Origin of the sequence: Ralstonia sp. UNC404CL21Col, from assembly GCF_000620465.1 — a bacterium.
Taxonomy (GTDB): Bacteria; Pseudomonadota; Gammaproteobacteria; order Burkholderiales; family Burkholderiaceae; genus Ralstonia; species Ralstonia flatus.
Window position 1 is genome coordinate 123,327 of the sequence record NZ_JIBE01000004.1, and the last position, 20,510, is coordinate 143,836.

Sequence of the window (20,510 nt, forward strand, 5' to 3'; positions counted from 1 at the left end):
AAAATCCCAACCCTTATCGGGCGAGGGTCTCGACGGATTTGCGGCCTTGACGGCGAGGTTTTTTACCATTTTCGTGGCCCGTGTCGCGCGCGATATGCAACTGGCAAATCCGCACGAGCGCGGTGCAGCCGGCTACTGCGGGGACGATGCGCACTTGCCGGTGAGCGGCTGCGCATGTCCCAAACGTGCTCGTTGCGGGCCGGGATGAGCAAGTTCGGCATGACAGCACTGTCGTCAAAACGCATCACCGTGGCCAACGGCGCGGGTCCGCCGTCGTGTTGAGTGCCTCATCCGGTCGGCGGGTGGGATTGCCGTGTCGTTGCGCAGGGAAAGGCCGCCGAGTGCCCCAGAACACACACGGGGCCACGGCCGATGAAGCCGGCTTTATTCCTCGACCTCGCTGCGCACCATCAACACCGGCTTGTTGGTCTTGCGCACCACGCCTTCGGCCACGCTGCCGAGCACCAGATGCTTGAGCCCGCGCCGGCCGTGCGTGCCGAGCACGATCAGGTCCGTCGCCGTCTCGTTGGCTTCCGCGACGATCGTTGCGGAGATCTGCCCTGGCGCGATGGATTTTTCGAGCAGCTTGGTCGAATGCTTGACGCCCGCCGCGTCGAGCTTTTTCGAGACCTCGGCAAGCGTGTCGCGGCCGTAGTTGACGACCTGCTTGGCGTAGGCAATCGAGTCCGCGCCGACCATGTCGAAGGTGATGTCGCTGCTATCGGCAACGAAGAGGGCTTCGACCTCCGCGCCCGTCGCCTTGCTGACCACAATCGCCTGGTGCAGCGCGAGGTAGGAGGCATGGCTGCCGTCGATGGCGAGCAGGATTCGCTGATACATGGTGGTCTCCAAGGCGTTGCGCAGTACGGCACCGCGTGTAATCAGCGTAGACAGCGTGGCGGCGGGGCGGTTGATGCGCGTCAAAGGTCTTTCGACGCCACCTGCAGGACGGCAGCGCCCGCCACGCGCCCCGCGCGGAGGTCTTCCAAGGCGGTGTCGGCGTCTTGCAGCGGATAGGGCGTGACGTGAACCTGCAACGGGATGTCCGCTGCCACGCGCATAAGCGCGAGCCCGTCCGCCCGCGTCAGGTTTGCCACGGAGACCAGCTTGCGTTCTTCCCATAGCCACCGGTACGGAAATGCCGGGATGTCGCTCATGTGAATGCCGCCGCAAACCACCGCGCCGCCCTTGACCACGGCCTGCAGCGCCTGCGGCACCAGCGCGCCGATCGGCGCGAAGATCAGCGCGGCGTCGAGCGGTTCCGGTGCGGCGTCGTCGCTCGCGCCTGCCCACTTGGCACCGGTGTCCCGCGCAAGTTGCTGGGCCGCTGCGTCGCCGGCGCGGGTGAAGGCGAAGACTTCGCGTTGCTCTGCCACGGCAATCTGCGTGATGAGGTGGGCCGCCGCGCCAAAGCCGTAGATGCCGATCCTGCGCGCATCGCCTGCCATGCGCAGTGTGCGGTAGCCGATCAGCCCCGCGCAGAGCAGCGGCGCGGCGTGGGCATCGTCGTACCGCGCGGGAATCGGCAGGCAATATCGCGCGTCGCAGACGACGTATTGCGCATAGCCGCCGTCGCGCGTGTAACCGGTGAAGACGGGGTGGTCGCACAGGTTTTCGCGCCCGTGCAGGCAGTACGGGCAGGCGCCGCATGTCCAGCCGAGCCACGGCACGCCGACGCGCTCGCCTGGGGCGGGGGCTGTCACGCCATCGCCGCACGACTCGACGATGCCGACAATTTCGTGACCGGGGATGAGCGATGGTTTCGGCGCGGTCAATTCGCCGTCCACGATATGCAGGTCGGTACGGCAGACACCACACACCGATACCGCGATCCGGACTTCGCCGGGCCCTGGCGTGGGCATCGGCACGTCACGCCAGATCAATGGCGTTCCCGCGCGTTCCATCACCATGGCCTGCATCGATTCAGACATCGCTGTCTCCGAGGTTGGCGTGTCTGGTCAGTATGGATGCGTGCCCCTGAACTTCGTACCGCCAGTCGACCGTCCACTGCGCCAGATCAATCGGAATGCGCTGCCGCGCGCAATACTGAACGGGTGCGAGCAACGGCCATCGGTGTCCACGCAATGTCTTCGCTGCTGTCTTTCTCGGTTGCCTTGGGCGTGGGGCTGGCGATCGGCCTTGAGCGCGAGCGCAGCCATGCCGACCGCGCGGAGTTGCCGGCGGGCATGCGAACGTTTGCGATCGCGGCGCTGGCGGGTGCCATTGCCGCAAGTTTGCCGATGCCCCTGGCCGTGCCGGCGGTGTTGCTGACGGTCGCGGTGTTGGCGGCGCTCGGATATCACCATTCGGCCAATGTCGATCCGGGCGTGACGACGGAACTCGCGCTTGTGGCAACCACGCTGTTGGGCGCCTATGCCGTGAGCGAGCCCGAAATGACGGCAGGCCTCGGCACGGTCCTCCTAGTTCTGCTCTATGCCAAAGCGGGTTTGCATCGGTTTGCCCGTACGGTCATCACCCAGCGCGAGCTGGCCGATCTGCTGATTCTTGCCGTGGCGGCATTGCTGATCTGGCCCGCGGTTCCCGACCGGAACATGGGGCCGCTGAACGCCTGGAACCCGCATACGCTGTGGCTGGTCGTGCTGCTCGTCATGCTGACCGGCAACGCGGGGCATTTTGCGGCGCGATGGTTTGGCGAGCGCATCGGCTTGCCGCTGGCTGGCTTGTTCAGCGGGTTTGCATCGAGCGTGGCTACGACGACGGCCATGGCTGCACGCGTGCGCAAACATCACGGCTCCGTTGACGGCGCGGCTGCCGGAGCGCTGCTGTCCAATGTCGCCACGCTGGTGCAGATGCTGCTGCTGATTGCCGCCATCAACATCGACTTGCTGCAGCTTCTTGCGGCCCCGCTGGTGGCGGGCATCACCGTGACCGTGGCATGGTCCGCTCTCTGGATATGGCGGGACAACACGCCACGTCAGGATGCGCAGGACAGTTCAGCGTCCTCCATTAACTGGCGTGTCGCGATCGGTTTTGCATTGTGGACGGCGGCTTTGCTGCTGGCTGCGGCCGTTGCGCGCACCTGGTTCGGGACAGCGGCGGTGGCGGCTGTCACCGTGTTGGGTGCGTTTGCCGATGTGCATGCCGCAACCGCGTCCATCGCAACGCAGCTGGCTGGACAGACGCTGCAAAGGTCGACGGCTGGCGAGCTGGTGATGCTCGCGCTGACGGCCAACACGCTCTCGAAGGCCGTTGTGACCCTTGGCGGAGGTCACGCTTTTGCCGGCAAGGTCACGGTCGGCTTGCTGAGCATGCTTGCGCTCAGCTGGGCGGCATTCTGGTTTGTCGCCTAGTCAATCCCGACCAATGCCCAGCATCCAATAGAGCGGGCACATGCGGATCAACCCCGTCACCAGAGGGATCAACCCCACCCAGCCCACCCACGCGGGGACCTTGCCAAAAAACGCCAGCAGGATCATGGCGAGGCCGATCAAGATGCGGACGGCACGGTCCGCGGCTCCAACATTGGTGAACATGGCAGGGCTCCTGAAAACGGTGGAAAGACGATTTAGAGCGTCAGGTTGAGCGGCGCATGCTGGCGTGACCCGGTAACGTTGTCGCGCCCCAGGATGCCGGCCAGCAAGGTCCATTCGCCGCCCATTGCGCGGATGGTGTCGTCCAGGCTCAGCATGCCCACCAGCCGTTGCTGACGATCGACCACCGCCAGGCGGTGCAGGCCGTGGCTCAGCATTGCGCGCAAGGCTTCGCTGATCATCGCGTCGTCGTGGATGGTCAGAAGGCCGCGCGTCATGACTTCGGAGACGGGGGTTTCGCTGCAATCGCTGTGGCTGGCAATGCCGTGCACCACCATGTCGCGGTCCGTGACGATGCCGACCACGCGCGAACCTCCAGCCGTGTGTTCGGTGACAAGCAGCGCACGGGCGCTTTCGTCACGCATCAAACGCGCGGCCTGTTGCAGCGTTGCCGTTGCCCGGATGTGGACGATGCGGTGGGAGCAAATCTCGTCGATCCTCATGCTGAACTCCGATGCGCGTACGTTTTCACTATAAGAACGGGCCGGTGTCAGAAGTTGATCCCGCACAAGGTGCCGTGAGCTTTCCGTGACTGCCCCAAGATGGGCAGCGGTTAGCGGACGAGTCTATCGAGCGGTGCGCTTCGCTCATTGAGGCAGATCAAGTGCCATTGGCGGCCGATCTGGCGAGCCAAACGCTGATGTAAATCAAGGGGCGATCCGCCGGGTGGTCCAACATGGAATTCAGCAACCCCGCTTGGGGAAGACGACGGATTCGATGGAGGCACATCATGTACGACAGGATTCTGGTAGCGGTGGATGGCAGCCCGACCGCAGATCGGGCGCTGGACGAAGCCATCCAGCTTGCACAAAAGCTCGGCTCCGAGCTGGTGATCGCGCACATCATCGACAACTCGTATCTGATGTACGACGTCGGCTATGTCGATGTGGGCGCCTTTACCGAGGCGTTGGTCAAACAGGGCAACCAAATCGTTGCCGACGCGCGTGCCAAGGCCGAAAAGGCCGGTGTGCACGTCCACAGCGTGGTGGTCGACGATCCCATCGGAACCTTCGATATCGGCACGGCGATTGAACAGGCTGCCCACAACGTCGGTGCTCAAGCTCTGGTGCTGGGCACGCACGGGCGACGCGGCTTTCGCCGGCTGTTCCTGGGCAGCGTTGCCGAGAGCGTTGTGCGCATGAGCACACTGCCGGTGCTGCTGGTTCGTGCGGTGTCGACAGAAACACGGCAAGCGGCGACGGAACCGCTGAGCAATGCCGTCATCGCCTAGCTCGCGCCTCCTCTCTGACACGACACCGGAATCCGACCATGACCTACGCCAGCGTGATGGTGCATCTGGACCGCAGCGAACGCGCCATGCACCGCCTCAACCTTGCGGCCCTGTATGCGCGGGCACACAACGCCAAACTTGTCGGCATCTACGCGAGCTTTGCGCCCAGCATCAGTTGGTTTTACATGATGGAAAACGCTGCGCGCTATCTGGAGGAAGACCGCATCCGGCGCGACAGCATCCGGGATGCCGTACACGCGCGCTTTCGCCTGGCGATCGAAGGGCTTCCGGTGGAAACCGAGTGGCGCGCAGTGGAGGGCGACCCCGTGGCGCTCGCGCTGCGCGAAGCGCGGGAGGCCGACCTCCTGGTGGTCGGACAACGAAACCACGATGAACCGGACGAATTTGTCGCCGGCGACTTTGTGGAAACGCTGATCCTGGAGTCAGGCCGCCCGGTGCTGGTTGTGCCGTACGCCGGCAGTTTCACGACATTGCCCAAGCGCGTTCTGGTGGCCTGGAGCGGTGGTCGCGAATCGGCCCGGGCGTTGCATGACGCCATACCCATCATGGCAGGCGCGAACGCACACGTGCTGCAGATCACCAGCACCCAGCCTAAGCACTGGGCCGAAGAAACCACGGTGGGGCAAGTCGCGCGTGCGCTGAACGCGCGCGGCATTCATGCCACGGTGGAAGAGACCGACTGCGCAGATTCCGACACCGCCATCGGCGAGTTGCTGCTCTCGCGAGCGGCCGACTTCAACGCCGACCTGATCGTCATGGGCGCCTACGGGCACAGCCGCCTGCGCGAACTCGTGCTCGGCGGGGTGACGCGCACGCTGCTCAAGACGATGACCGTGCCGGTGCTGATGTCGCACTGAATGAGTCTGGGGGCCGATCGGACATCAGGAGATCACCAATGAAGAACGATATCCAGCTCAAGCACGATGTCGAAGAAGAACTGCAGTGGGATCCGGCAGTGGATGCCAGCTGCTTTGCAGTGAAAGCCAAGGACGGCGTCGTCACGCTTTCCGGCAGCGTCGATACGTTTGCAGACAAGCACGCGGCGGAAGAGGCTGTCCGACGTGTCGGCGGTGTGACTGCGCTTGTTGTGCACGTGGATGTGCGCATGCCGCCGGACATGCAGCGCCCGGACGATGAGGTGGCGCAGGCCATCAGCAGTGCGTTGCATTGGAATGTATCGGTGCCGTCGGAGTCCGTGCGGATCACCGTCGAAAACGGGGCCGTGACGCTGCGTGGTGAGGTTGACCAGGACTTCCAGCGCCGCGCCGCGCTCGACACCGTGCGCCGAGTGCGCGGCGTGACGTCGGTGGCCAACGCACTCACATTGCGTGCAGCCGCCGGGCCGGCGGATCTGAGCAATCGCATTGCCAAGGCGCTGCAACGCCTGGCCGCGGTGGACGCCTCGCGGCTCAATGTTTCCGTGGCCGACGGGACGGTGACCTTGTACGGGCCGCTGCGCAACCTCAACGAATGCCGCGCCGCCCGAGAGGCCGCGTGGGACGCACCGGGCGTGCGCGCCGTCGTCGATCAGATGTGGGTGGGGTCCTAAAAGCAATCCAATCCGCCCGTTCCACTGCTTTCGAGATCCCTGGAGTACGAGATGGAAAAGAAGCTGATTGTGTATTACTCGCGCACCGGTACGGCACGTCAGGTGGCCGAGCAGATGGCGGCGCAGAGCGGATGGCAGCTTGCCGAGGTGACGGACGAGCACCCGCGCGCCGGCTTTCTCGGAGACGCGCGTTGTGTGATCGAAACGGTATTTCATGCGCGCGCCAAATATCGCTATGAAGGCCCGCCGCTCGATGATGTCGAACACGTGGTCGTAATCGCGCCCATCTGGATGGGCCACTTGGCTTCGCCTATGCGGGACTTTCTGGCTGACCAACTGCCGGGGTCCACGCACCTGTCCGTGATCTGCGTCATGGCGGCGCGCGGGGCCTTCCGTGCAGTTGAAGAAATCATGCGCATCACCGCCACCATTCCTGCGCCAGTGCTGGCGCTGTTCCAGCGCGACGTGCAGAGCGGGTTGTCGCAGGAGGAGATCGCAGGCTTTATCGACCAGGTAAAGACCGCCGGCCGGTGGGAGCAATCGAGGCAGCGCCCGGCGTGGCTTTCGCCGTCGGAAGCCTGACGATCGAAGGAGATTGGGCATGAGCCGCTTTACCGAGGCGCAATGGAAACGGCTGAGGAGCTTGCTCGACGAGCAGGAAGCGCGCGTGCGGCGCCAGTTGTCCACGCTCGGGGCCGGTGGCATGCCGGCGCCGCGCGAGGCGCCGCTGGAAAACGCCGATCTTGCCGATGAAGAAGCAGCGGACCAGGCGAACGACGTCATGCTCGCCCGTTACCGAAGCGAACTTGAGCAATTGGACACGGCACGCGAGCGTATGCAGCAGCACAGCTACGGCATCTGCGCCGATTGCGGCGAAGCGATTCCGTTTTTACGCCTGCAAGCCCAGCCGACCGCCGTGTGCTGTTTGTCGTGTCAAACAGCGCGCGAGCGCCGCTGGGCATAGCGCGGCGACTCTATCAAGCAGGAGCGAGCTATGAAAAGCGATCTGGGTATCAAGCAGGACGTGAACGACGAACTGCTCTGGGAGCCTGCGGTGGATGCCGCAGCAATTGGTGTGGAGGTGGACAACGGCGTCGTGACGCTGACCGGCCACGTGCGCAGCTACATGGAAAAGCTCGCGGCCGAACACGCAGCTGAGCGCGTTGCCGGCGTGCGCGGTGTCGTGCAGAAAATCGAAGTCCGCCTGCCGGGCACACACACGGACGCAGACGTTGCCCAGGCTGCCCGTGACGCGCTGGAATGGCAGGCCACGCTGCCGTCCAACCGCATCGAAGTGCTGGTCGAAAACGGCTGGGTGACGCTCTCGGGCGAAGTCGATTGGCCCTACCAGAGCGAACAGGCTGCGCATGCGGTGGGCTCGCTGCGCGGTGTCGCCGGGCTGATCAACCGGCTGCAGATCAAGGCGCGCGTGCAGCCGGTCAATGTTGCCGAGCAGATTGGCGCAGCGCTCAAGCGGCATGCCGCGCGTGAAGCCGAGCACATCCGCGTCACCGTCCAGGGTGGCACGGTCACACTTAGCGGTCACATTGGTTCAGCATCGGAGCGGCGCGCGGCCAAGGGCGCGGCATGGTCTGCACCCGGCGTGACGCAAGTCATCGATCATCTCCAGATCGCGCCTTGAGGCCGGCTTTTTGAGGCGGGCTGAGCGATCAAAGCTCCGTCAGCGCCGCCTTGTCGGTCAGTTCGATGTTCTTGCCGCTGACGACGATCCAGCCTTCGCGCTGGAACCGCGACAGGGCACGGCTGACCGTCTCCAGCTGCATGCCGAGGTAGCTGCCGATTTCCTCGCGCGTCATGCGCAGCGTGAAGCTCGAAGCGGAGTAGCCGCGGTCCTGCATGCGCGTGGAGAGGTTCAGCAGGAAGGTGGCCACGCGCGCTTCCGCACTCAGCCCAGCGAGCAACAGCATGAGGCCCGATTCGCGCACGATCTCTTCGGCCATCAATTGGTGCAGGCGATGTTGCAGTGGGCGGATGTCCTGGCACAGGTCTTCAATGCAGTGGAAGGGCATGGAGCAGACCGTGCTGTCTTCCAGAGCGATTGCGTCGCAGGTGTGGCGATCGGCGGCAATGCCGTCGAGGCCCAGCGTTTCGCCGGCAAGTTGAAAGCCGGTGACGTGGCTGGCGCCATTGGGATGCGACACCACGGTTTTGAACGATCCCGAACGGATGGCGTACAGCGCATGAAAGCTGTCACCCGCGCGGAAAAGAGCTTCTCCCCTGGCGACCTTGCGCCAGGTGTGCACCATCTGGTCGAGCTGATTGCGTTGCGCCGACGGCACAGCGTTCGCGATGCAGGCCCAGTGCGTCATGCAGTTGGCGCACTGGCTGCTGGGAATCAGTGGCGTCGTCGGCCGCGCCTGTGTCGCGTCACGGACGAGCCTCAGCGTGGGAAGCGAGGCCGGATGACGGGTTTCGACGGGGGCGGGCGACTCTATCGTGCGGGGAATCATGGGGCGGCTCCGGAAGGCGTCTGTGGTATTTGAACCACGCATCCTCGGTGAGGTGGTGGTGATCCGGCCACTGCGCTCCATCAACGCCCGGTGTCCGTAAGCTCAGTATCGGAGGCGCGGCGCTTGCGCGAAATCAGGCACCGCTGAGATGTCCGTCGGCATTGGCCCGGCCCTTGTCAGGGTTTCCTGACAGCGGCGGCAGGCATTTCTGGGGGGCGCCTCCATCACATAGCTAGTATCTGCCGCCCCGGGAATGGGCTATGTTGGTTGCATCCCAGCCCATTTTTGGTGTTCGGTGGCGGAGCAAGACACGCAATCCTCGAAGGCAGCGCACAGGCGCCTGCCGCAGTTGCAATCCACCTCTGCCGAACTCGTGGTGGGGGTACTCGCCATCGTGTTGCTCGCCGCGACGGTGGCACGGCTGGCCGTTGTTCTCCCGGCTGGGGATGGTGCGTTCGTCTTGCTGGCCGCGGCGAGCGTTGCTGCGGTGGTCGCGCTGATGTTCTACGGGCTGCGACTGCGTAAGCTGCGAGCGGCCGTCGCGCGCGACCTCACTCACCTTGAAAAGAGCGAAGCCCGGCTGGCCGGCATCATCCGCTCGTCCATGGAAGCGATCATTTCCGTGGATGACGCCCAGCGCATCGTGCTGTTCAATCCGATGGCGGAAACGCTGTTCGGTTGTTCAGCCCGACATGCCATCGGCCGCCCGCTGTCGGACTTTATTCCCGAGCGGTTTCGCGGCGCGCACGAAGCGCACGTCCGGCGCTTCGGCGTGACGGGCGTATCGGAGCGCCAGATGGGCAAGCAGCGTCCGCTGTTTGCGCTGCATAGCGATGGGCGCGAATTCCCGATCGAAGCGTCGATTTCACAGATCGAGGTGAATGGCGGCAAGCTGTTCACAGTCATGTTGCGCGACACCACCGAGCGTGTCCGTGCAGAGGCCGCGCTGCGTCGCTCACAGGAAGAGCTGCAGCATCTGTCGGATAGCGTCCTGGCGACGCGGGAAGAGGAGCGCCATCGCATCGCCCGAGAGCTGCACGACGACCTGGGTCAGCGCCTGAGCGCGCTGAAGATGGACATTTCCCTGCTGGCTGCGGACCTGCAGGCCGCACGCAGCGACCAGACCCTGATCGACCAGACGCAGGCGATGCAACGGGTGATCGACGAGACCATTGCTGCCGTGCGGCAGATTTCCGCCGATCTTCGGCCGCCGTTACTCGACGAGTTGGGGCTTGTGCCCTCTATCGAGTGGATGGCCAAGAATTTTCGCCAGCGCTTTGGCCTGGTCGTCAATGTGCATGCGCAAGAGGTGGCGATGAATGAGCGCGCCGCCATCTCCGTCTTCCGGATCGTGCAGGAGGCGCTCAACAATGTCGTGCGCCACGCCGACGCTACGCGCGTTGAAATTGAGTTTTCGCAGCAAGGCGACTTGCTGGAACTGTCCATCCAAGACAACGGGCATGGCTGGAGCGGGGCGCCGCCCGCCGTGGGTGAGCGCAAGCCGCTGGGCTTGTTGGGCATTCGCGAGCGGGCCCGCTTACTGGGCGGCCAGGCAATGACCTCGCACGCGCCTGGTGGCGGATTTCGTTTGAGCGTACGTTTCCCCGCCGTTCACAAAGCCCCCGAGGAGGCCCGGACATGATTCGTGTGATGATCGCCGACGATCATGCCGTGATGCGCGATGGTGTGCGTCACATCCTGGAGCGTGCGGGAAATTTCGAAGTTGCGTGTGAAGCCTCCGACGGCACGCAGGTCGTGCAACTGGTGCGAGAGCATCAACCGCAGGTGATCGTGCTCGACCTTTCGATGCCTGGGCGCAGCGGGCTGGAGCTGCTCCGTCAGCTGCATGACGATCACCCCAGGGTGCGCGTGCTCGTGCTCACCATGCATGCCGAAGAACAATACGTGGCACGCGCCTTTCGTGCGGGTGCGGCCGGTTATCTCACCAAGGAAAGCGCTGCCACCGAACTCGTCACCGCGCTGCAGAAGGTGGCGAATGGCGGCACGTACGTCAGCCCGCCCATGGCAGAGAAGCTTGCGCACAGCCTGGGCGAGCCCAGTGAGGAGGCGGCGCACACGCGCCTGTCCGACCGCGAGATGGAGGTCTATCGCCGGCTTGTGCGGGGTGAGCCGTTGACTGAGATCGCCACCAGCCTGTGCGTGAGCGCCAAAACCATCAGCACCTACAAGATGCGGCTGATGGACAAGCTGCAGCTTTCCAGCGAAGCCGCGCTGGTGCGTTACGCGATACGTCATCGCCTGTTTTCCGACGACGATACGCTGTAGCGCAGTCCCCGCGGGAGCCATCCCGACCCGGCGACACCTCAAAGCCAACTGCCCCCGCAGTCGCTGGTCCCTCCAATGGCTGGATGACAGGGACCGTTGAGTTGCATCAAGCCTGGATGTCTGCGCTGCGCTCTAATGGTTTGCACATCCCATGCGGTTGCTCGTCATCCTCCATGCGCACCACACCCGTGCCGCCTTCCCGCTCGCTTGAGCACGACCTATCGAAGTGGTCGGCCCTTGCCTCGCAAGACGTGCTTGACAGGCTCCAGACCGAGATCCATGGGCTGACGCAGGAAGCTGCCGCGCAGCGCTTGCGTGAATATGGGCTCAACCGCGTGGCCAACGGTCATCACGAGAGTGTGCTGGCCGAGTTGTTTCGTCGTTCGATCAATCCGCTGAATCTGCTGCTCATTTCGCTGGCGGCCGTTTCTGCGGTGTTGGGCGATGTGCGGGCGGCGGTGCTGATTGCCGTCATGGTGGTGCTGAGCGTTGTGCTGGGCTTCCTGCAGGAGCATCGCTCGAACCGCGCCGCGGAAGCACTGCGCCGCATGGTCCACACAACGGCGACGGTCAGGCGCATCGGTGCAGGCGGCGCTGAGGCCGGCCAGGAAATCCCCATCGAGCAGTTGGTGCCGGGCGATATCGTTCAGCTGTCCGCCGGTGACATGGTGCCGGCGGATTTGAGGCTGCTCGGCGCCAAGGACGTGTTCGTCAACCAGTCGGCTCTGACCGGCGAGGCCATGCCGCAGGAGAAGCATGCGGAGCCCTCCGATAGCCACGCTGCAGCGGATTTCGATCAGCCTAACCTGTGCTTCATGGGCAGCGCCGTGGTGAGCGGCTACGCCACCGGCGTGGTCCTGACCACCGGGCGCCGGACGGCATTCGGTCATGTGGCCAACCTGATTGCCGCGTAACGCGTGCAGACCAGTTTTGATCGCGGCATTACGCGGTTCACCTGGCTGATGCTCACGCTGATCCTGGTGATGGCGCCTACCGTTTTCGTCATCAACGGCCTGACCAAGGGCAACTGGTTCGAGGCGCTGTTGTTTGCGGTGGCCGTGGCCGTCGGCCTGACGCCAGAGATGCTGCCGATGATCGTCACGGTCAATCTGGCGAAGGGCGCCATCGCCCTGTCGCGCAAGAAGGTCATCGTCAAGCGGCTCAATGCCATCCAGAACTTTGGTGCGATGGACGTGCTGTGCACCGACAAGACGGGCACGCTCACGCAAGACCGCATCATCCTCAAGCATCACCTGGATTTGCGTGGCGAAGAGTCCGACCTGGTGCTGGAGTATGCGTTCCTGAACAGCTTCTATCAGTCGGGCCTGAAGAACCTGCTGGACGTGGCCGTGCTCAAGCACGTGGAGCTGGAGCAGCGCCTGGATGTGCATGCGCGTTTTCAGAAGATCGATGAGCTGCCGTTTGACTTCGAGCGCAGGCGCATGTCGGTGGTGCTGGCGCGTGACGACGGCACGCACGTGCTCATCTGCAAGGGCGCAGTGGAAGAAGTGCTGGCTGCCAGTACTCGTTACGTCAGCGGTGACGATGCGGGCCCGCTCGAGGCAAGCCACCTGGAAGATACGCGGCGACTGGCGGAGGGCCTGAACGCCGACGGCTTCCGTGCCGTGGCTGTCGCATACAGGGAAATGCCGGCTGAGCAAAGCGAGTACGCCGTGCGAGACGAGTCCGGGTTGACCTTGCTGGGGTTTATCGCCTTTCTGGACCCACCGCGTGAGACGGCCGCGCCCGCCATTGCCGCCTTGAAGGCCAGCGGCGTGGCGGTCAAGATCCTGACGGGTGACAACGCCATTGTTGCGCGCAAGATCTGTCGCGAGGTTGGCCTCGCTGTTGAGCCGGTGGTACTTGGCACCGAATTGGCCGCCATGTCACCAGACCAGATGGCCGACATCGCCGAGCGTGCGTCGGTTTTCGCCAAGGTGTCGCCTGCGCAGAAAGCGGCCATTGTCGAGGCGCTGCACCGCAGGGGCCATGTGGTGGGCTTCATGGGCGACGGCATCAACGACGGGCCCGCGCTCAAGGCAGCCGATGTCGGTATCTCCGTGGATAGCGCGGTCGATATCGCCAAGGAGTCCGCCGACATCATCCTGCTGGAGAAAAGCCTGGCCGTGCTTGGGGAGGGCGTGACGGAAGGGCGCAAGGTATTCGGCAACATCGTCAAGTACATCAAGATGGGCGCCAGTTCGAATTTCGGAAACATGTTCAGCGTGCTGGGCGCCAGCCTGTTTCTGCCATTCCTGCCGATGGCGCCGGTGCAGGTGCTGCTCAACAACCTGCTTTACGACTTCTCGCAAACCGCCATCCCGACTGACAACGTGGACGACGACTACCTCGTCAAGCCACGACGGTGGGAGATCGGCAGCATCCTGAAGTTCATGCTGTACATGGGGCCCGTCAGTTCGCTGTTTGATTTCGCGACCTATGCGCTGCTACTGGGCATCTTCCACGCGTGGGGCAACCCGGCGCTGCTCCAGTCGGGGTGGTTCGTTGAATCGCTCCTCACGCAGACACTCATCATCCATATCATCCGCACGGGCAAGGTGCCCTTCGTGCAAAGCCGGGCAAGTACCGCGCTGGTGCTGACGAGCATCGCCATTGCCGGCGTGGGTGTTGCCATGCCGTTGACGCCAGCCGGCGCGCTGTTCGGCTTTGTGCCACTGCCAGCGGCCTACTGGCCCTGCCTGGCAGCGATCGTGTTGGCTTATGGTTTGTCCGCTTACGTGATGAAAGCCTGGTACGTGCGCAGATACGGTCTTGACTGACTGTGAGGCGAATCGGAGCGGGGGAAGGGGCTGACGGCCGTGTCAGCCGGCCCGGCGTTCGGTGTGCGGGCCGGTGCCCAACGCTGCACGCACTTCCGCATCCTCGACCTGGGGAAAGTCGGCGTAATACATACCCACCGCGTGGAAACCCTTCGGCGCGTAAAGGCAGACGACTTCATCGGCCAAGGGGCGAATGTCTTCCAGGCTGTCAGGTGCCGCCACGGGCACTGCGCAGATGAGGTGCTGCCGATGGCGCTGCCGAATGGCGTGAAGTGCAGCCTTCATGGAAGCCCCGGTTGCCAGCCCATCGTCCACCACGATCACAATGCGTCCCTCCACGTCATACGGGCCGCGGTTCGGGGTATAGAGCGCGCGGCGCCGGCGGATCACATCCATCTGTTCAGCGCTTTCCTGTTCGAGGTAGGTCGTATCTGCACCAATGCGCGCTGCATACGGCGCGATGTAGGTCCAACCGCCTTCTTCCACGGAGCCGACTGCCAGTTCGGGGTTGAACGGCGCGCCCAGCTTACGAACCAGCACCACATCGAGCTGACCGTCGAGCGCAGTGGCGATGAGCGCGCCCATGGGTACCGCGCCTCTTGGAATCGCCAGCACCAACGGGTGCATGCCCCTGTATTTTTCCAGCGCCTGCGCCAGCATGCGCGCAGCATCCAGTCGATCTGTGAAACGCACGGCGCTACCTCGCGTGGTGGTGGATTTGGACGGTGGCGCCGAGATGGCGCACAAACCATGCACGCGCCAACTCGGCAACGTGTTCAAGGGCGCCGGCTTCTTCAAAAAGGTGTGTTGCGCCGGGCACCGTCTCCAGCGCTGTCTCGCAACGCATCTGACTCAGCGCCTGCCGGTTGAGATCGAGCACGTCCAGATCGGCGGCCCCGACGATCAGGAGGGTCGGGCAGGTGAGTTTGCTCAGCGCACGTTGGCCGGCAAGATCGGGGCGACCGCCGCGACTGACGACCGCTTCGATCGGATAAGTGTCGTCCGGCTCGGCTGCTGCCAGGATGGCAGCCGCGGCTCCCGTGCTCGCGCCAAAGTAGCCGAGGCGCAGCCCGCGTTTGCGCGCGATGTCGCCCACCGCGTGTGTGGCCGTATGCAGGCGCTGCGCCAGAAGGCCGATGTCGAATCGGCACGACGCGTGTGACGCCTCATCGGCGCTCAAGAGGTCGAACAGCAGCGTGCCCAGCCCGGCTGCGTGGAGCTGATCGGCAACGTATCGGTTGCGCGGGCTCAGCCGTGAACTGCCGCTGCCATGCGCAAAGATCACCAGGCCGGTGGCGTTGCCGGGGCAGGTCAGCGTGCCCTCCAGCACGGCTTCGTCCGCCACGATGTCCATGCTGAGGGAAAGCGGCGGGGCGTTCATGGCGAGGGCTTCCTATGCCGGTCGATCAGGCAACCTGTTCCGCCTTTGCCTTTGCAGAACGTGCGAGTCCTGTCTTCCTGGCTTCGGAGTCGGGCAGGGCCATGAGGTTGAAGCTGTCAAAGAAGGCCTTCAACGAATCGGACGATGCCGCGAACAACTGAGACGAAGAGGTTTGCCCTTCCGACTGCTGCATTTGCTGCGTCCACTCCGTCAGCCGACGCAAATAGGCGGCCTGCAGCTTGTTCGTAAACTCGGCCCACGTCTTCAGCGCCGTCGCACTGTGACTCGATTGCATCTTCATGAAGAGGCTTTGCGCAGACGCTAGCGATGTCCAGTCATGCGTTCCGCTCAGTTCATGTTCCAGTTCACGCACATCTTCCAGCGCAGCCTCGGCCAGCTTCAGCCGGAAGTGAGCCAGGTCGATTTGCGATTCGAGCATGAAGCTGGCGGTGCGGCTCATATCGCGCAGCACGGCGCACGCCACATTGCAGGTCATATCAGCAGGTTGTTGCATGACGTTCTCCAGTGGGGTCTTGGCGGACGGGTGAGCAGGACCGCCGAATGAGGAATCCATCTGCAGCGTAGGCGTTCTGTGGTCGTATGCGTTGATATGACGCAAATGGGTGGCCGCCGCGGGAACACCTTCGCTGGCACCGCTTCGTTTCAAGGCACTTATTGCCTGAGCCAGCGGCTCCGAAACAGTGTTACTGACTACCTCGGATGGTCTGCACCACTTTGCAGATGTCGTCGGGGATGACATGTGTGCGCTCCTCCACGTTGAGGGGCTCTTGTGTGGCGATCTGTGTATCCAGCACGTGCAGGTCTGCTTCGGACGCGTCGCGCCCGTCGCGCATGCGATTGCGGATGCGCGCACGCAGCGTGTCGACATCGGCCACGCAGTCGGCGATGGCTAAGGCAACGCCCAAGCGCCGGCCCAGCGAAAAGAAGCGTCTGCGCTGGTGCTCAGCCAGGAACGTGGCATCGGCAATCATCGGGAAACCGGCGCATGCACCGAGTTTGCAGATGGCCGCCAGACGTCGATAAGTACGCTCGACCGCACGCGGCAGGTAGCGATCGGCAGCGGCGACATGCCGGCTGCGTTGACGTTCGACGTCGGAGCGCACGCGGATCATCTGTTCTGTTTGGGCAAGCTGTGCAGCCCGGGTTGATTTTCCGCTGCCTGAAAGGCCATGCATGAGAAGGATGCAGGCCTCGTTTCGGCTGAGCAGTTCGTGAGACAGATTGAGCATGCGACGTGCCTCGGCCCGGGGCTTGGCGGCCAGATCCGGGGCGCCGTCCAGCTGATGGGCGCGTTCGAGCAGGACACGAGCCCGCACGAGTGCGCGCATCGACGCGTAGAAGGGCAGAACTGCCAACCCGCCGTAGTCGCCGCATCGTTCAAGGTAGCGGTTGATGAGTCGATACGCCAGCCCGTCCAGACCTGCGGCGAGCAAATCCATGAACAGAAACGCGGTGTCGTACATGGTGTCGATCCACCGCAGCGACGGCGAGAATTCGAGACAGTCGAACGGCGTCGGTTGCCCGTCGATGAGCACGATGTTGCCCAGGTGCAGATCGCCGTGGCATTCGCGGACGTGGCGGCTGCGCCGGCGTGACGCGAATGCCGCTTCCAGGCGATCGGCCTCCTGACGAAGCTGCGATACCGTGGCTTCCGCCAGTGTCGGGGCAGTGCTCAACGCGATGACTCCCGCTGCGCAGTCTTCAAGCGTGCGCCGAATGCTTGAGGGCGTTCCATCATCCGAACTCGAGCTGGCAACAGGCGCGGTTGCGTGGAAATCTGCGATCAGGTCGGCCAGCGCGTCGATTTCCTTCGGGCCAAGTCGGCCGTCATGTGCCACTGCGCTCAGTACGTCCTGCTGGGAAAAGCGGCGCATGCAGACCGCGTACTCACAAGGCGCGCCTTGGCCGTTGACGCGGATGGCGCCAGTGGCCGGATCGAGCGAAATCGGCACCACGCCAACGTATAGCGTGGGGGCGAGGCGACGGTTGAGACGGCACTCTTCCTCGCAATCGATCTGCCGCGCACGAAGCGTCGAAAAGTCGACGAAATCGAGCGTGACCGGCTTGCGCACCTTGTACGCAAATTCACCGGCCAAAAAGACCCACGACAAATGGGTTTCGATCATTTGCAGATCCGCAGCGGGATGCGGATACGCCGCGGCGTCAAGCATGCGGCTGACAAACGCTTCTTCTGCCTGCGTGCTTGCAAGGATAGTGGCTTGTTCGGCCATACGCGGGTTTCATCTCCGGACACTGAAGATCAATATCGCGCGGTTGCTGCCATGCGCCCTGACGTAGATCAACGTCGGCGCAGGGCGGTTGCCTGGCATGGAGTCATCGTCTTCGTTGGGGACTCCCGTGGTCACCTGCGGCCCCGTTGATCTGCCGCAAGGCGCTCCGCCACCGCCGTGCCACGATGAATGTGCTCACCCCAAGATACCGGGGGCCAATCATCAGGAGGCAGTCATGAGTCAACTCAAGCGTTATGACCCGTTCGCCATTGAGCCGGTCGGCGACATCTTCCAAGGGCTGCTGCGCTCGTTTCGCGGCGGGATGGACGGGGCGCTACCGTTCAAGGTGGACGTGACGGAGTCGGACAAGGCCTACAACGTGGTCGCAGAAATCCCGGGCGCGAAGAAGGAAGACATCGACGTGACGGTCGATCGCGGCACGGTCATGATCTCGGCCAAGGTGGAGCGCAACTCCGAAGAGAAGGAAGGCGAACGCATCATCCGCAGCGAGCGCTACAGCGGCGCCATGCAGCGCATGTTCACGCTGGACGCGGCTGTCGATGAAAGCAAGGTCGATGCGACGTACGAGAACGGGCTGCTGCGCGTAACGCTGCCCAAGAAGGAAGCGTCGCCGCAGCAGCGCGTGACGATTCGCTGAGCGTCAGGGGCGATCGCATGCGGCTGCAATTTCTCGGCGCGACCGACACGGTGACGGGCTCCAAGTACGTGCTTGAGACCGGCGGGCGCCGGGTCATGGTCGACTGCGGGCTCTTCCAGGGCTACAAGTCGCTGCGTCTGCGCAACTGGGACAAGCTCGCCGTCAACCCGCACCACATCGACGCGGTTGTACTGACGCATGCCCATATCGACCACAGCGGCTACCTGCCGCTGCTCGTGCGCAATGGTTTTCATGGCCCGGTCTATTGCACGAAGGGCACCGCCGAACTGTGCAACATCCTGCTGCCTGACAGCGCCCGGCTTGCGCAGGAGGATGCGCAGTACGCGAATGCCGAAGGGTTCTCGCGTCATCATCCGGCCTTGCCCCTCTACGACGAAAAGGACGCCGCCAGGGCGTTACACCGGCTGCATCCCGTCGCCTATGGCGAGCGGTTTCCCGTTGCTGAGGGCGTGGAAGCCGAGTTCCACCGTGCAGGGCACATCATCGGTGCGGCCACGGCGACATTGTTCGCGGAGGGCCGTCGCGTCGTTTTTTCCGGCGACCTCGGGCGGCAGATCGACCCCGTCATGCGCCCACCCGAGCCCATTGCCGAGGCCGATACCCTGCTGGTTGAATCCACCTATGGCGATCGCGTGCATCCGGAAGGCGACCCGCTCGATGCGCTCCAGCAGGTTGTGCAGCGAACCATCGGGCAGGGCGGCACGCTGCTGATTCCCGCCTTTGCGGTCGGGCGTACGCAGGCGCTTCTGTATTGCCTGTACGTGCTGATTCGCGAACGTCGGATTCCGCATGTGCCGATCTACCTCGACAGCCCGATGGCCGAACTGGCGACCGAGGTGTTTGCGCGCCATGTCGACGATCTGCATATCGGCGCCTCCGACTGTCAGGCGGCGTGTGCGTTGGCCGTTCCGGTGCAGAGCCCTGAACAGTCCAGACATCTGGGCAGCGATCGCGCGCCCAAGATCATTCTTGCGGCAAGCGGCATGGCCACGGGTGGGCGGGTGCTGCATCACCTGAAGAGCTTTGGCGGGGGTAAGCGCAACGCCATCCTGATGTCGGGCTTCCAGGCGGCCGGCACGCGGGGCGCTGCGCTGCTGGCTGGTCAACGGGCGTTGCGCGTGCACGGACGCGAGGTCGCCATCCGCGCCTCGGTCGAGCAGATCCAGAACCTGTCCGCCCATGCGGACGCCAATGAACTGATGGCCTGGCTGCGCGGCTTTACGCGACCGCCACGGCAGACCTTCATCGTGCATGGCGAGCCGGCCGCCAGCGACGCCTTGCGCCAGCGCATCGAGCACGAACTGCAGTGGCCCGTTCGGATGCCTGAGTATCGCCAGTCCTACGATCTGGAGGCCACATGACTGCCCCGGCCGTCGGCCTGGACCCGCAGCGTGTGCTGATTGCCATGCCGGGCTGCGAGGCCGCCACCATGCGACTCGCCATCCCGCTGAGCGCGGAACTGGGGCATGCCGCCGTGACGCACTTTCCGGACGGTGAATCGTACGTGCGGCTTTACACGCCCGTGCACGGCGCAGAGGTTGCCATTGTCTGCACGCTCGATCATCCCGACGAAAAGCTGTTGCCGCTGCTCTGGCTGGCCATTGCCGCACGCCAGGGCGGAGCGCGCCGCGTTGGCCTGATTGCGCCGTACCTGCCGTATATGCGGCAGGACGTCGTCTTCAACGCAGGCGAGATTCGCGCTGCCGAGCACTTTGCCGCTTTGCTGAATCCGGCGTTCAACTGGCTTGTCACGGTCGACCCGCATCTGCATCGCCTCGCGCATCTGTCGGATGTCTATCGCATACCCACGGTCGCCGTGCAAGCCGCGCCAGCGATTGCCGCATGGATCCAGACCCATGTACAGGCGCCGTTCCTGATCGGGCCCGACGATGAAAGCCGCCAGTGGGTCCAGCATGTGGCTGGCATTTGCAAGGCACCATGGGCAGCATTGGCCAAGACGCGGCACAGTGCGTGGCACGTGGAGATTACTGAAGTGCCGACCATTCCGGCGGGGTATGTACCGGTCCTCGTCGACGACATCATCTCGACCGGCCGCACGATGCTCGCCGCGGCAGCGTTGTTGCAGCGTGCCGGTCAGCGTCAGCCAATCTGCGTAGGCGTGCATGCCGTGTTTGCCGCCGACGCGTACAGCCGCCTGTGCGCTGCCAGCGCAGATGTCGTCACGTGCGACACCATTCCGCACCCTTCGAACCAGGTCGCGCTGACAGAGCCGCTGGTCGACGCCGTTTCACGCATGTTTGATCTACCCCTGCCTTCGAACAAGCCGATGCTTGTTTGACCGGGGCGTT

Annotated in this window: 21 protein-coding genes and 1 pseudogene; 13 read left to right on the top strand and 9 right to left on the bottom strand. The window is 63.9% G+C overall.

The window, feature by feature from the left end:
• Positions 1-384: 384 nt before the first annotated feature.
• Together N511_RS0108775 and N511_RS0108780 are read right to left on the bottom strand one after the other, a co-directional pair.
• Complete coding sequence (locus tag N511_RS0108775; RefSeq protein ID WP_027678951.1) at positions 385-840, bottom strand: universal stress protein; 456 nt, start codon at positions 838-840, stop codon at positions 385-387.
• Positions 841-920: 80 nt separating this feature from the next.
• Entirely contained in the window at positions 921-1,931 is a 1,011-nt protein-coding gene (locus tag N511_RS0108780) for a zinc-dependent alcohol dehydrogenase family protein (protein WP_027678952.1), read from the bottom strand.
• A gap of 153 nt (positions 1,932-2,084) precedes the next feature.
• On the opposite strand from N511_RS0108780, the gene N511_RS0108785 reads away from it, so the two are divergent.
• A complete protein-coding gene (locus N511_RS0108785; protein WP_027678953.1) occupies positions 2,085-3,311 on the top strand; it encodes an MgtC/SapB family protein in 1,227 nt (408 codons plus the stop codon).
• Here N511_RS0108785 and N511_RS0108790 read toward each other — a convergent pair whose 3' ends face one another.
• Complete coding sequence (locus N511_RS0108790) at positions 3,312-3,494, bottom strand: YgaP family membrane protein (protein ID WP_027678954.1); 183 nt, start codon at positions 3,492-3,494, stop codon at positions 3,312-3,314.
• Between the two features lie 32 nt (positions 3,495-3,526).
• The gene (locus N511_RS0108795; protein ID WP_027678955.1) at positions 3,527-3,994 is read right to left on the bottom strand and encodes a CBS domain-containing protein; all 468 of its coding nucleotides are present in this window, start codon (positions 3,992-3,994) and stop codon (positions 3,527-3,529) included.
• Between the two features lie 287 nt (positions 3,995-4,281).
• Between N511_RS0108795 and N511_RS0108800 the strand changes: the two genes are divergently transcribed.
• From N511_RS0108800 to N511_RS0108825, 6 genes are read left to right on the top strand one after another with little or no spacing between them, the layout of a single operon-like run.
• Entirely contained in the window at positions 4,282-4,782 is a 501-nt protein-coding gene (locus N511_RS0108800; protein WP_027678956.1) for a universal stress protein, read from the top strand.
• A gap of 38 nt (positions 4,783-4,820) precedes the next feature.
• Complete coding sequence (locus N511_RS0108805) at positions 4,821-5,660, top strand: universal stress protein (protein ID WP_027678957.1); 840 nt, start codon at positions 4,821-4,823, stop codon at positions 5,658-5,660.
• Positions 5,661-5,698: 38 nt separating this feature from the next.
• A complete protein-coding gene (locus N511_RS0108810) occupies positions 5,699-6,352 on the top strand; it encodes a BON domain-containing protein (protein ID WP_027678958.1) in 654 nt (217 codons plus the stop codon).
• A gap of 51 nt (positions 6,353-6,403) precedes the next feature.
• Entirely contained in the window at positions 6,404-6,934 is a 531-nt protein-coding gene (locus tag N511_RS0108815) for a flavodoxin family protein (RefSeq protein ID WP_027678959.1), read from the top strand.
• A gap of 19 nt (positions 6,935-6,953) precedes the next feature.
• On the top strand, positions 6,954-7,316 hold the full coding sequence (locus tag N511_RS0108820; protein ID WP_027678960.1) for a TraR/DksA family transcriptional regulator: 363 nt from the start codon (positions 6,954-6,956) through the stop codon (positions 7,314-7,316).
• Positions 7,317-7,346: 30 nt separating this feature from the next.
• Positions 7,347-7,994 carry a BON domain-containing protein gene (locus N511_RS0108825; RefSeq protein ID WP_027678961.1) on the top strand — a complete coding sequence of 216 codons (648 nt, stop codon included), beginning with the start codon at positions 7,347-7,349 and terminating at the stop codon, positions 7,992-7,994.
• 28 nt (positions 7,995-8,022) lie between these two features.
• On the opposite strand, the gene N511_RS0108830 is transcribed toward N511_RS0108825, so the two are convergent.
• Positions 8,023-8,823: a helix-turn-helix domain-containing protein gene (locus N511_RS0108830; RefSeq protein ID WP_027678962.1), complete on the bottom strand. Its 801-nt coding sequence runs from the start codon at positions 8,821-8,823 to the stop codon at positions 8,023-8,025.
• A gap of 253 nt (positions 8,824-9,076) precedes the next feature.
• Here N511_RS0108830 and N511_RS0108835 point away from each other — a divergent pair, with 253 nt between their 5' ends.
• The 3 genes and pseudogenes from N511_RS0108835 to mgtA all read left to right on the top strand — a co-directional run bounded on the left by N511_RS0108835 (position 9,077) and on the right by mgtA (position 13,889).
• Positions 9,077-10,465 (top strand): PAS domain-containing sensor histidine kinase, encoded by a 1,389-nt coding sequence (locus tag N511_RS0108835; RefSeq protein ID WP_027678963.1) that lies wholly within the window; start codon positions 9,077-9,079, stop codon positions 10,463-10,465.
• Positions 10,462-11,109 carry a response regulator gene (locus tag N511_RS0108840; RefSeq protein ID WP_027678964.1) on the top strand — a complete coding sequence of 216 codons (648 nt, stop codon included), beginning with the start codon at positions 10,462-10,464 and terminating at the stop codon, positions 11,107-11,109. Before N511_RS0108835 ends, N511_RS0108840 begins: the two co-directional genes overlap by 4 nt.
• Positions 11,110-11,282: 173 nt before the next feature.
• Positions 11,283-13,889, top strand: a pseudogene (gene mgtA, locus N511_RS23880) (magnesium-translocating P-type ATPase).
• 42 nt (positions 13,890-13,931) lie between these two features.
• Here mgtA and N511_RS0108850 read toward each other — a convergent pair.
• The 4 genes from N511_RS0108850 to N511_RS0108865 are packed head-to-tail and all read right to left on the bottom strand — an operon-like array spanning position 13,932 to position 17,522.
• Positions 13,932-14,582 (bottom strand): phosphoribosyltransferase, encoded by a 651-nt coding sequence (locus N511_RS0108850; RefSeq protein ID WP_027678965.1) that lies wholly within the window; start codon positions 14,580-14,582, stop codon positions 13,932-13,934.
• Positions 14,583-14,586: 4 nt separating this feature from the next.
• Positions 14,587-15,270 carry a dienelactone hydrolase family protein gene (locus N511_RS0108855; RefSeq protein ID WP_027678966.1) on the bottom strand — a complete coding sequence of 228 codons (684 nt, stop codon included), beginning with the start codon at positions 15,268-15,270 and terminating at the stop codon, positions 14,587-14,589.
• Positions 15,271-15,295: 25 nt separating this feature from the next.
• The gene (locus N511_RS0108860) at positions 15,296-16,030 is read right to left on the bottom strand and encodes a hypothetical protein (protein WP_231479637.1); all 735 of its coding nucleotides are present in this window, start codon (positions 16,028-16,030) and stop codon (positions 15,296-15,298) included.
• Positions 15,975-17,522 carry a bifunctional aminoglycoside phosphotransferase/ATP-binding protein gene (locus tag N511_RS0108865; RefSeq protein ID WP_027678968.1) on the bottom strand — a complete coding sequence of 516 codons (1,548 nt, stop codon included), beginning with the start codon at positions 17,520-17,522 and terminating at the stop codon, positions 15,975-15,977. Before N511_RS0108865 ends, N511_RS0108860 begins: the two co-directional genes overlap by 56 nt.
• Positions 17,523-17,757: 235 nt before the next feature.
• On the opposite strand from N511_RS0108865, the gene N511_RS0108870 reads away from it, so the two are divergent.
• From N511_RS0108870 to N511_RS0108880, 3 genes are read left to right on the top strand one after another with little or no spacing between them, the layout of a single operon-like run.
• Entirely contained in the window at positions 17,758-18,180 is a 423-nt protein-coding gene (locus N511_RS0108870) for an Hsp20/alpha crystallin family protein (RefSeq protein ID WP_027678969.1), read from the top strand.
• 17 nt (positions 18,181-18,197) lie between these two features.
• Positions 18,198-19,562, top strand: a complete 1,365-nt coding sequence (locus N511_RS0108875; RefSeq protein WP_027678970.1) for an MBL fold metallo-hydrolase RNA specificity domain-containing protein — start codon at positions 18,198-18,200, stop codon at positions 19,560-19,562.
• Entirely contained in the window at positions 19,559-20,500 is a 942-nt protein-coding gene (locus N511_RS0108880) for a ribose-phosphate pyrophosphokinase (RefSeq protein WP_027678971.1), read from the top strand. Before N511_RS0108875 ends, N511_RS0108880 begins: the two co-directional genes overlap by 4 nt.
• Positions 20,501-20,510: the final 10 nt, after the last annotated feature.

Excerpts from the sequence above, each read along its gene's own strand:
- N511_RS0108855 (WP_027678966.1), bottom strand. The coding sequence starts at position 15,270 with ATGAACGCCCCGCCGCTTTCCCTCAGCATGGACATCGTGGCGGACGAA.
- N511_RS0108820 (WP_027678960.1), top strand. The coding sequence starts at position 6,954 with ATGAGCCGCTTTACCGAGGCGCAATGGAAACGGCTGAGGAGCTTGCTC.
- N511_RS0108865 (WP_027678968.1), bottom strand. The coding sequence starts at position 17,522 with ATGGCCGAACAAGCCACTATCCTTGCAAGCACGCAGGCAGAAGAAGCG.
- N511_RS0108795 (WP_027678955.1), bottom strand. The coding sequence starts at position 3,994 with ATGAGGATCGACGAGATTTGCTCCCACCGCATCGTCCACATCCGGGCA.
- N511_RS0108775 (WP_027678951.1), bottom strand. The coding sequence starts at position 840 with ATGTATCAGCGAATCCTGCTCGCCATCGACGGCAGCCATGCCTCCTAC.
- N511_RS0108870 (WP_027678969.1), top strand. The coding sequence starts at position 17,758 with ATGAGTCAACTCAAGCGTTATGACCCGTTCGCCATTGAGCCGGTCGGC.
- N511_RS0108785 (WP_027678953.1), top strand. The coding sequence starts at position 2,085 with ATGTCTTCGCTGCTGTCTTTCTCGGTTGCCTTGGGCGTGGGGCTGGCG.
- N511_RS0108875 (WP_027678970.1), top strand. The coding sequence starts at position 18,198 with ATGCGGCTGCAATTTCTCGGCGCGACCGACACGGTGACGGGCTCCAAG.
- N511_RS0108790 (WP_027678954.1), bottom strand. The coding sequence starts at position 3,494 with ATGTTCACCAATGTTGGAGCCGCGGACCGTGCCGTCCGCATCTTGATC.
- N511_RS0108780 (WP_027678952.1), bottom strand. The coding sequence starts at position 1,931 with ATGTCTGAATCGATGCAGGCCATGGTGATGGAACGCGCGGGAACGCCA.
- N511_RS0108830 (WP_027678962.1), bottom strand. The coding sequence starts at position 8,823 with ATGATTCCCCGCACGATAGAGTCGCCCGCCCCCGTCGAAACCCGTCAT.
- N511_RS0108800 (WP_027678956.1), top strand. The coding sequence starts at position 4,282 with ATGTACGACAGGATTCTGGTAGCGGTGGATGGCAGCCCGACCGCAGAT.
- N511_RS0108825 (WP_027678961.1), top strand. The coding sequence starts at position 7,347 with ATGAAAAGCGATCTGGGTATCAAGCAGGACGTGAACGACGAACTGCTC.
- N511_RS0108815 (WP_027678959.1), top strand. The coding sequence starts at position 6,404 with ATGGAAAAGAAGCTGATTGTGTATTACTCGCGCACCGGTACGGCACGT.
- N511_RS0108810 (WP_027678958.1), top strand. The coding sequence starts at position 5,699 with ATGAAGAACGATATCCAGCTCAAGCACGATGTCGAAGAAGAACTGCAG.
- N511_RS0108840 (WP_027678964.1), top strand. The coding sequence starts at position 10,462 with ATGATTCGTGTGATGATCGCCGACGATCATGCCGTGATGCGCGATGGT.
- N511_RS0108805 (WP_027678957.1), top strand. The coding sequence starts at position 4,821 with ATGACCTACGCCAGCGTGATGGTGCATCTGGACCGCAGCGAACGCGCC.
- N511_RS0108860 (WP_231479637.1), bottom strand. The coding sequence starts at position 16,030 with ATGTCATCCCCGACGACATCTGCAAAGTGGTGCAGACCATCCGAGGTA.
- N511_RS0108880 (WP_027678971.1), top strand. The coding sequence starts at position 19,559 with ATGACTGCCCCGGCCGTCGGCCTGGACCCGCAGCGTGTGCTGATTGCC.
- N511_RS0108835 (WP_027678963.1), top strand. The coding sequence starts at position 9,077 with ATGGGCTATGTTGGTTGCATCCCAGCCCATTTTTGGTGTTCGGTGGCG.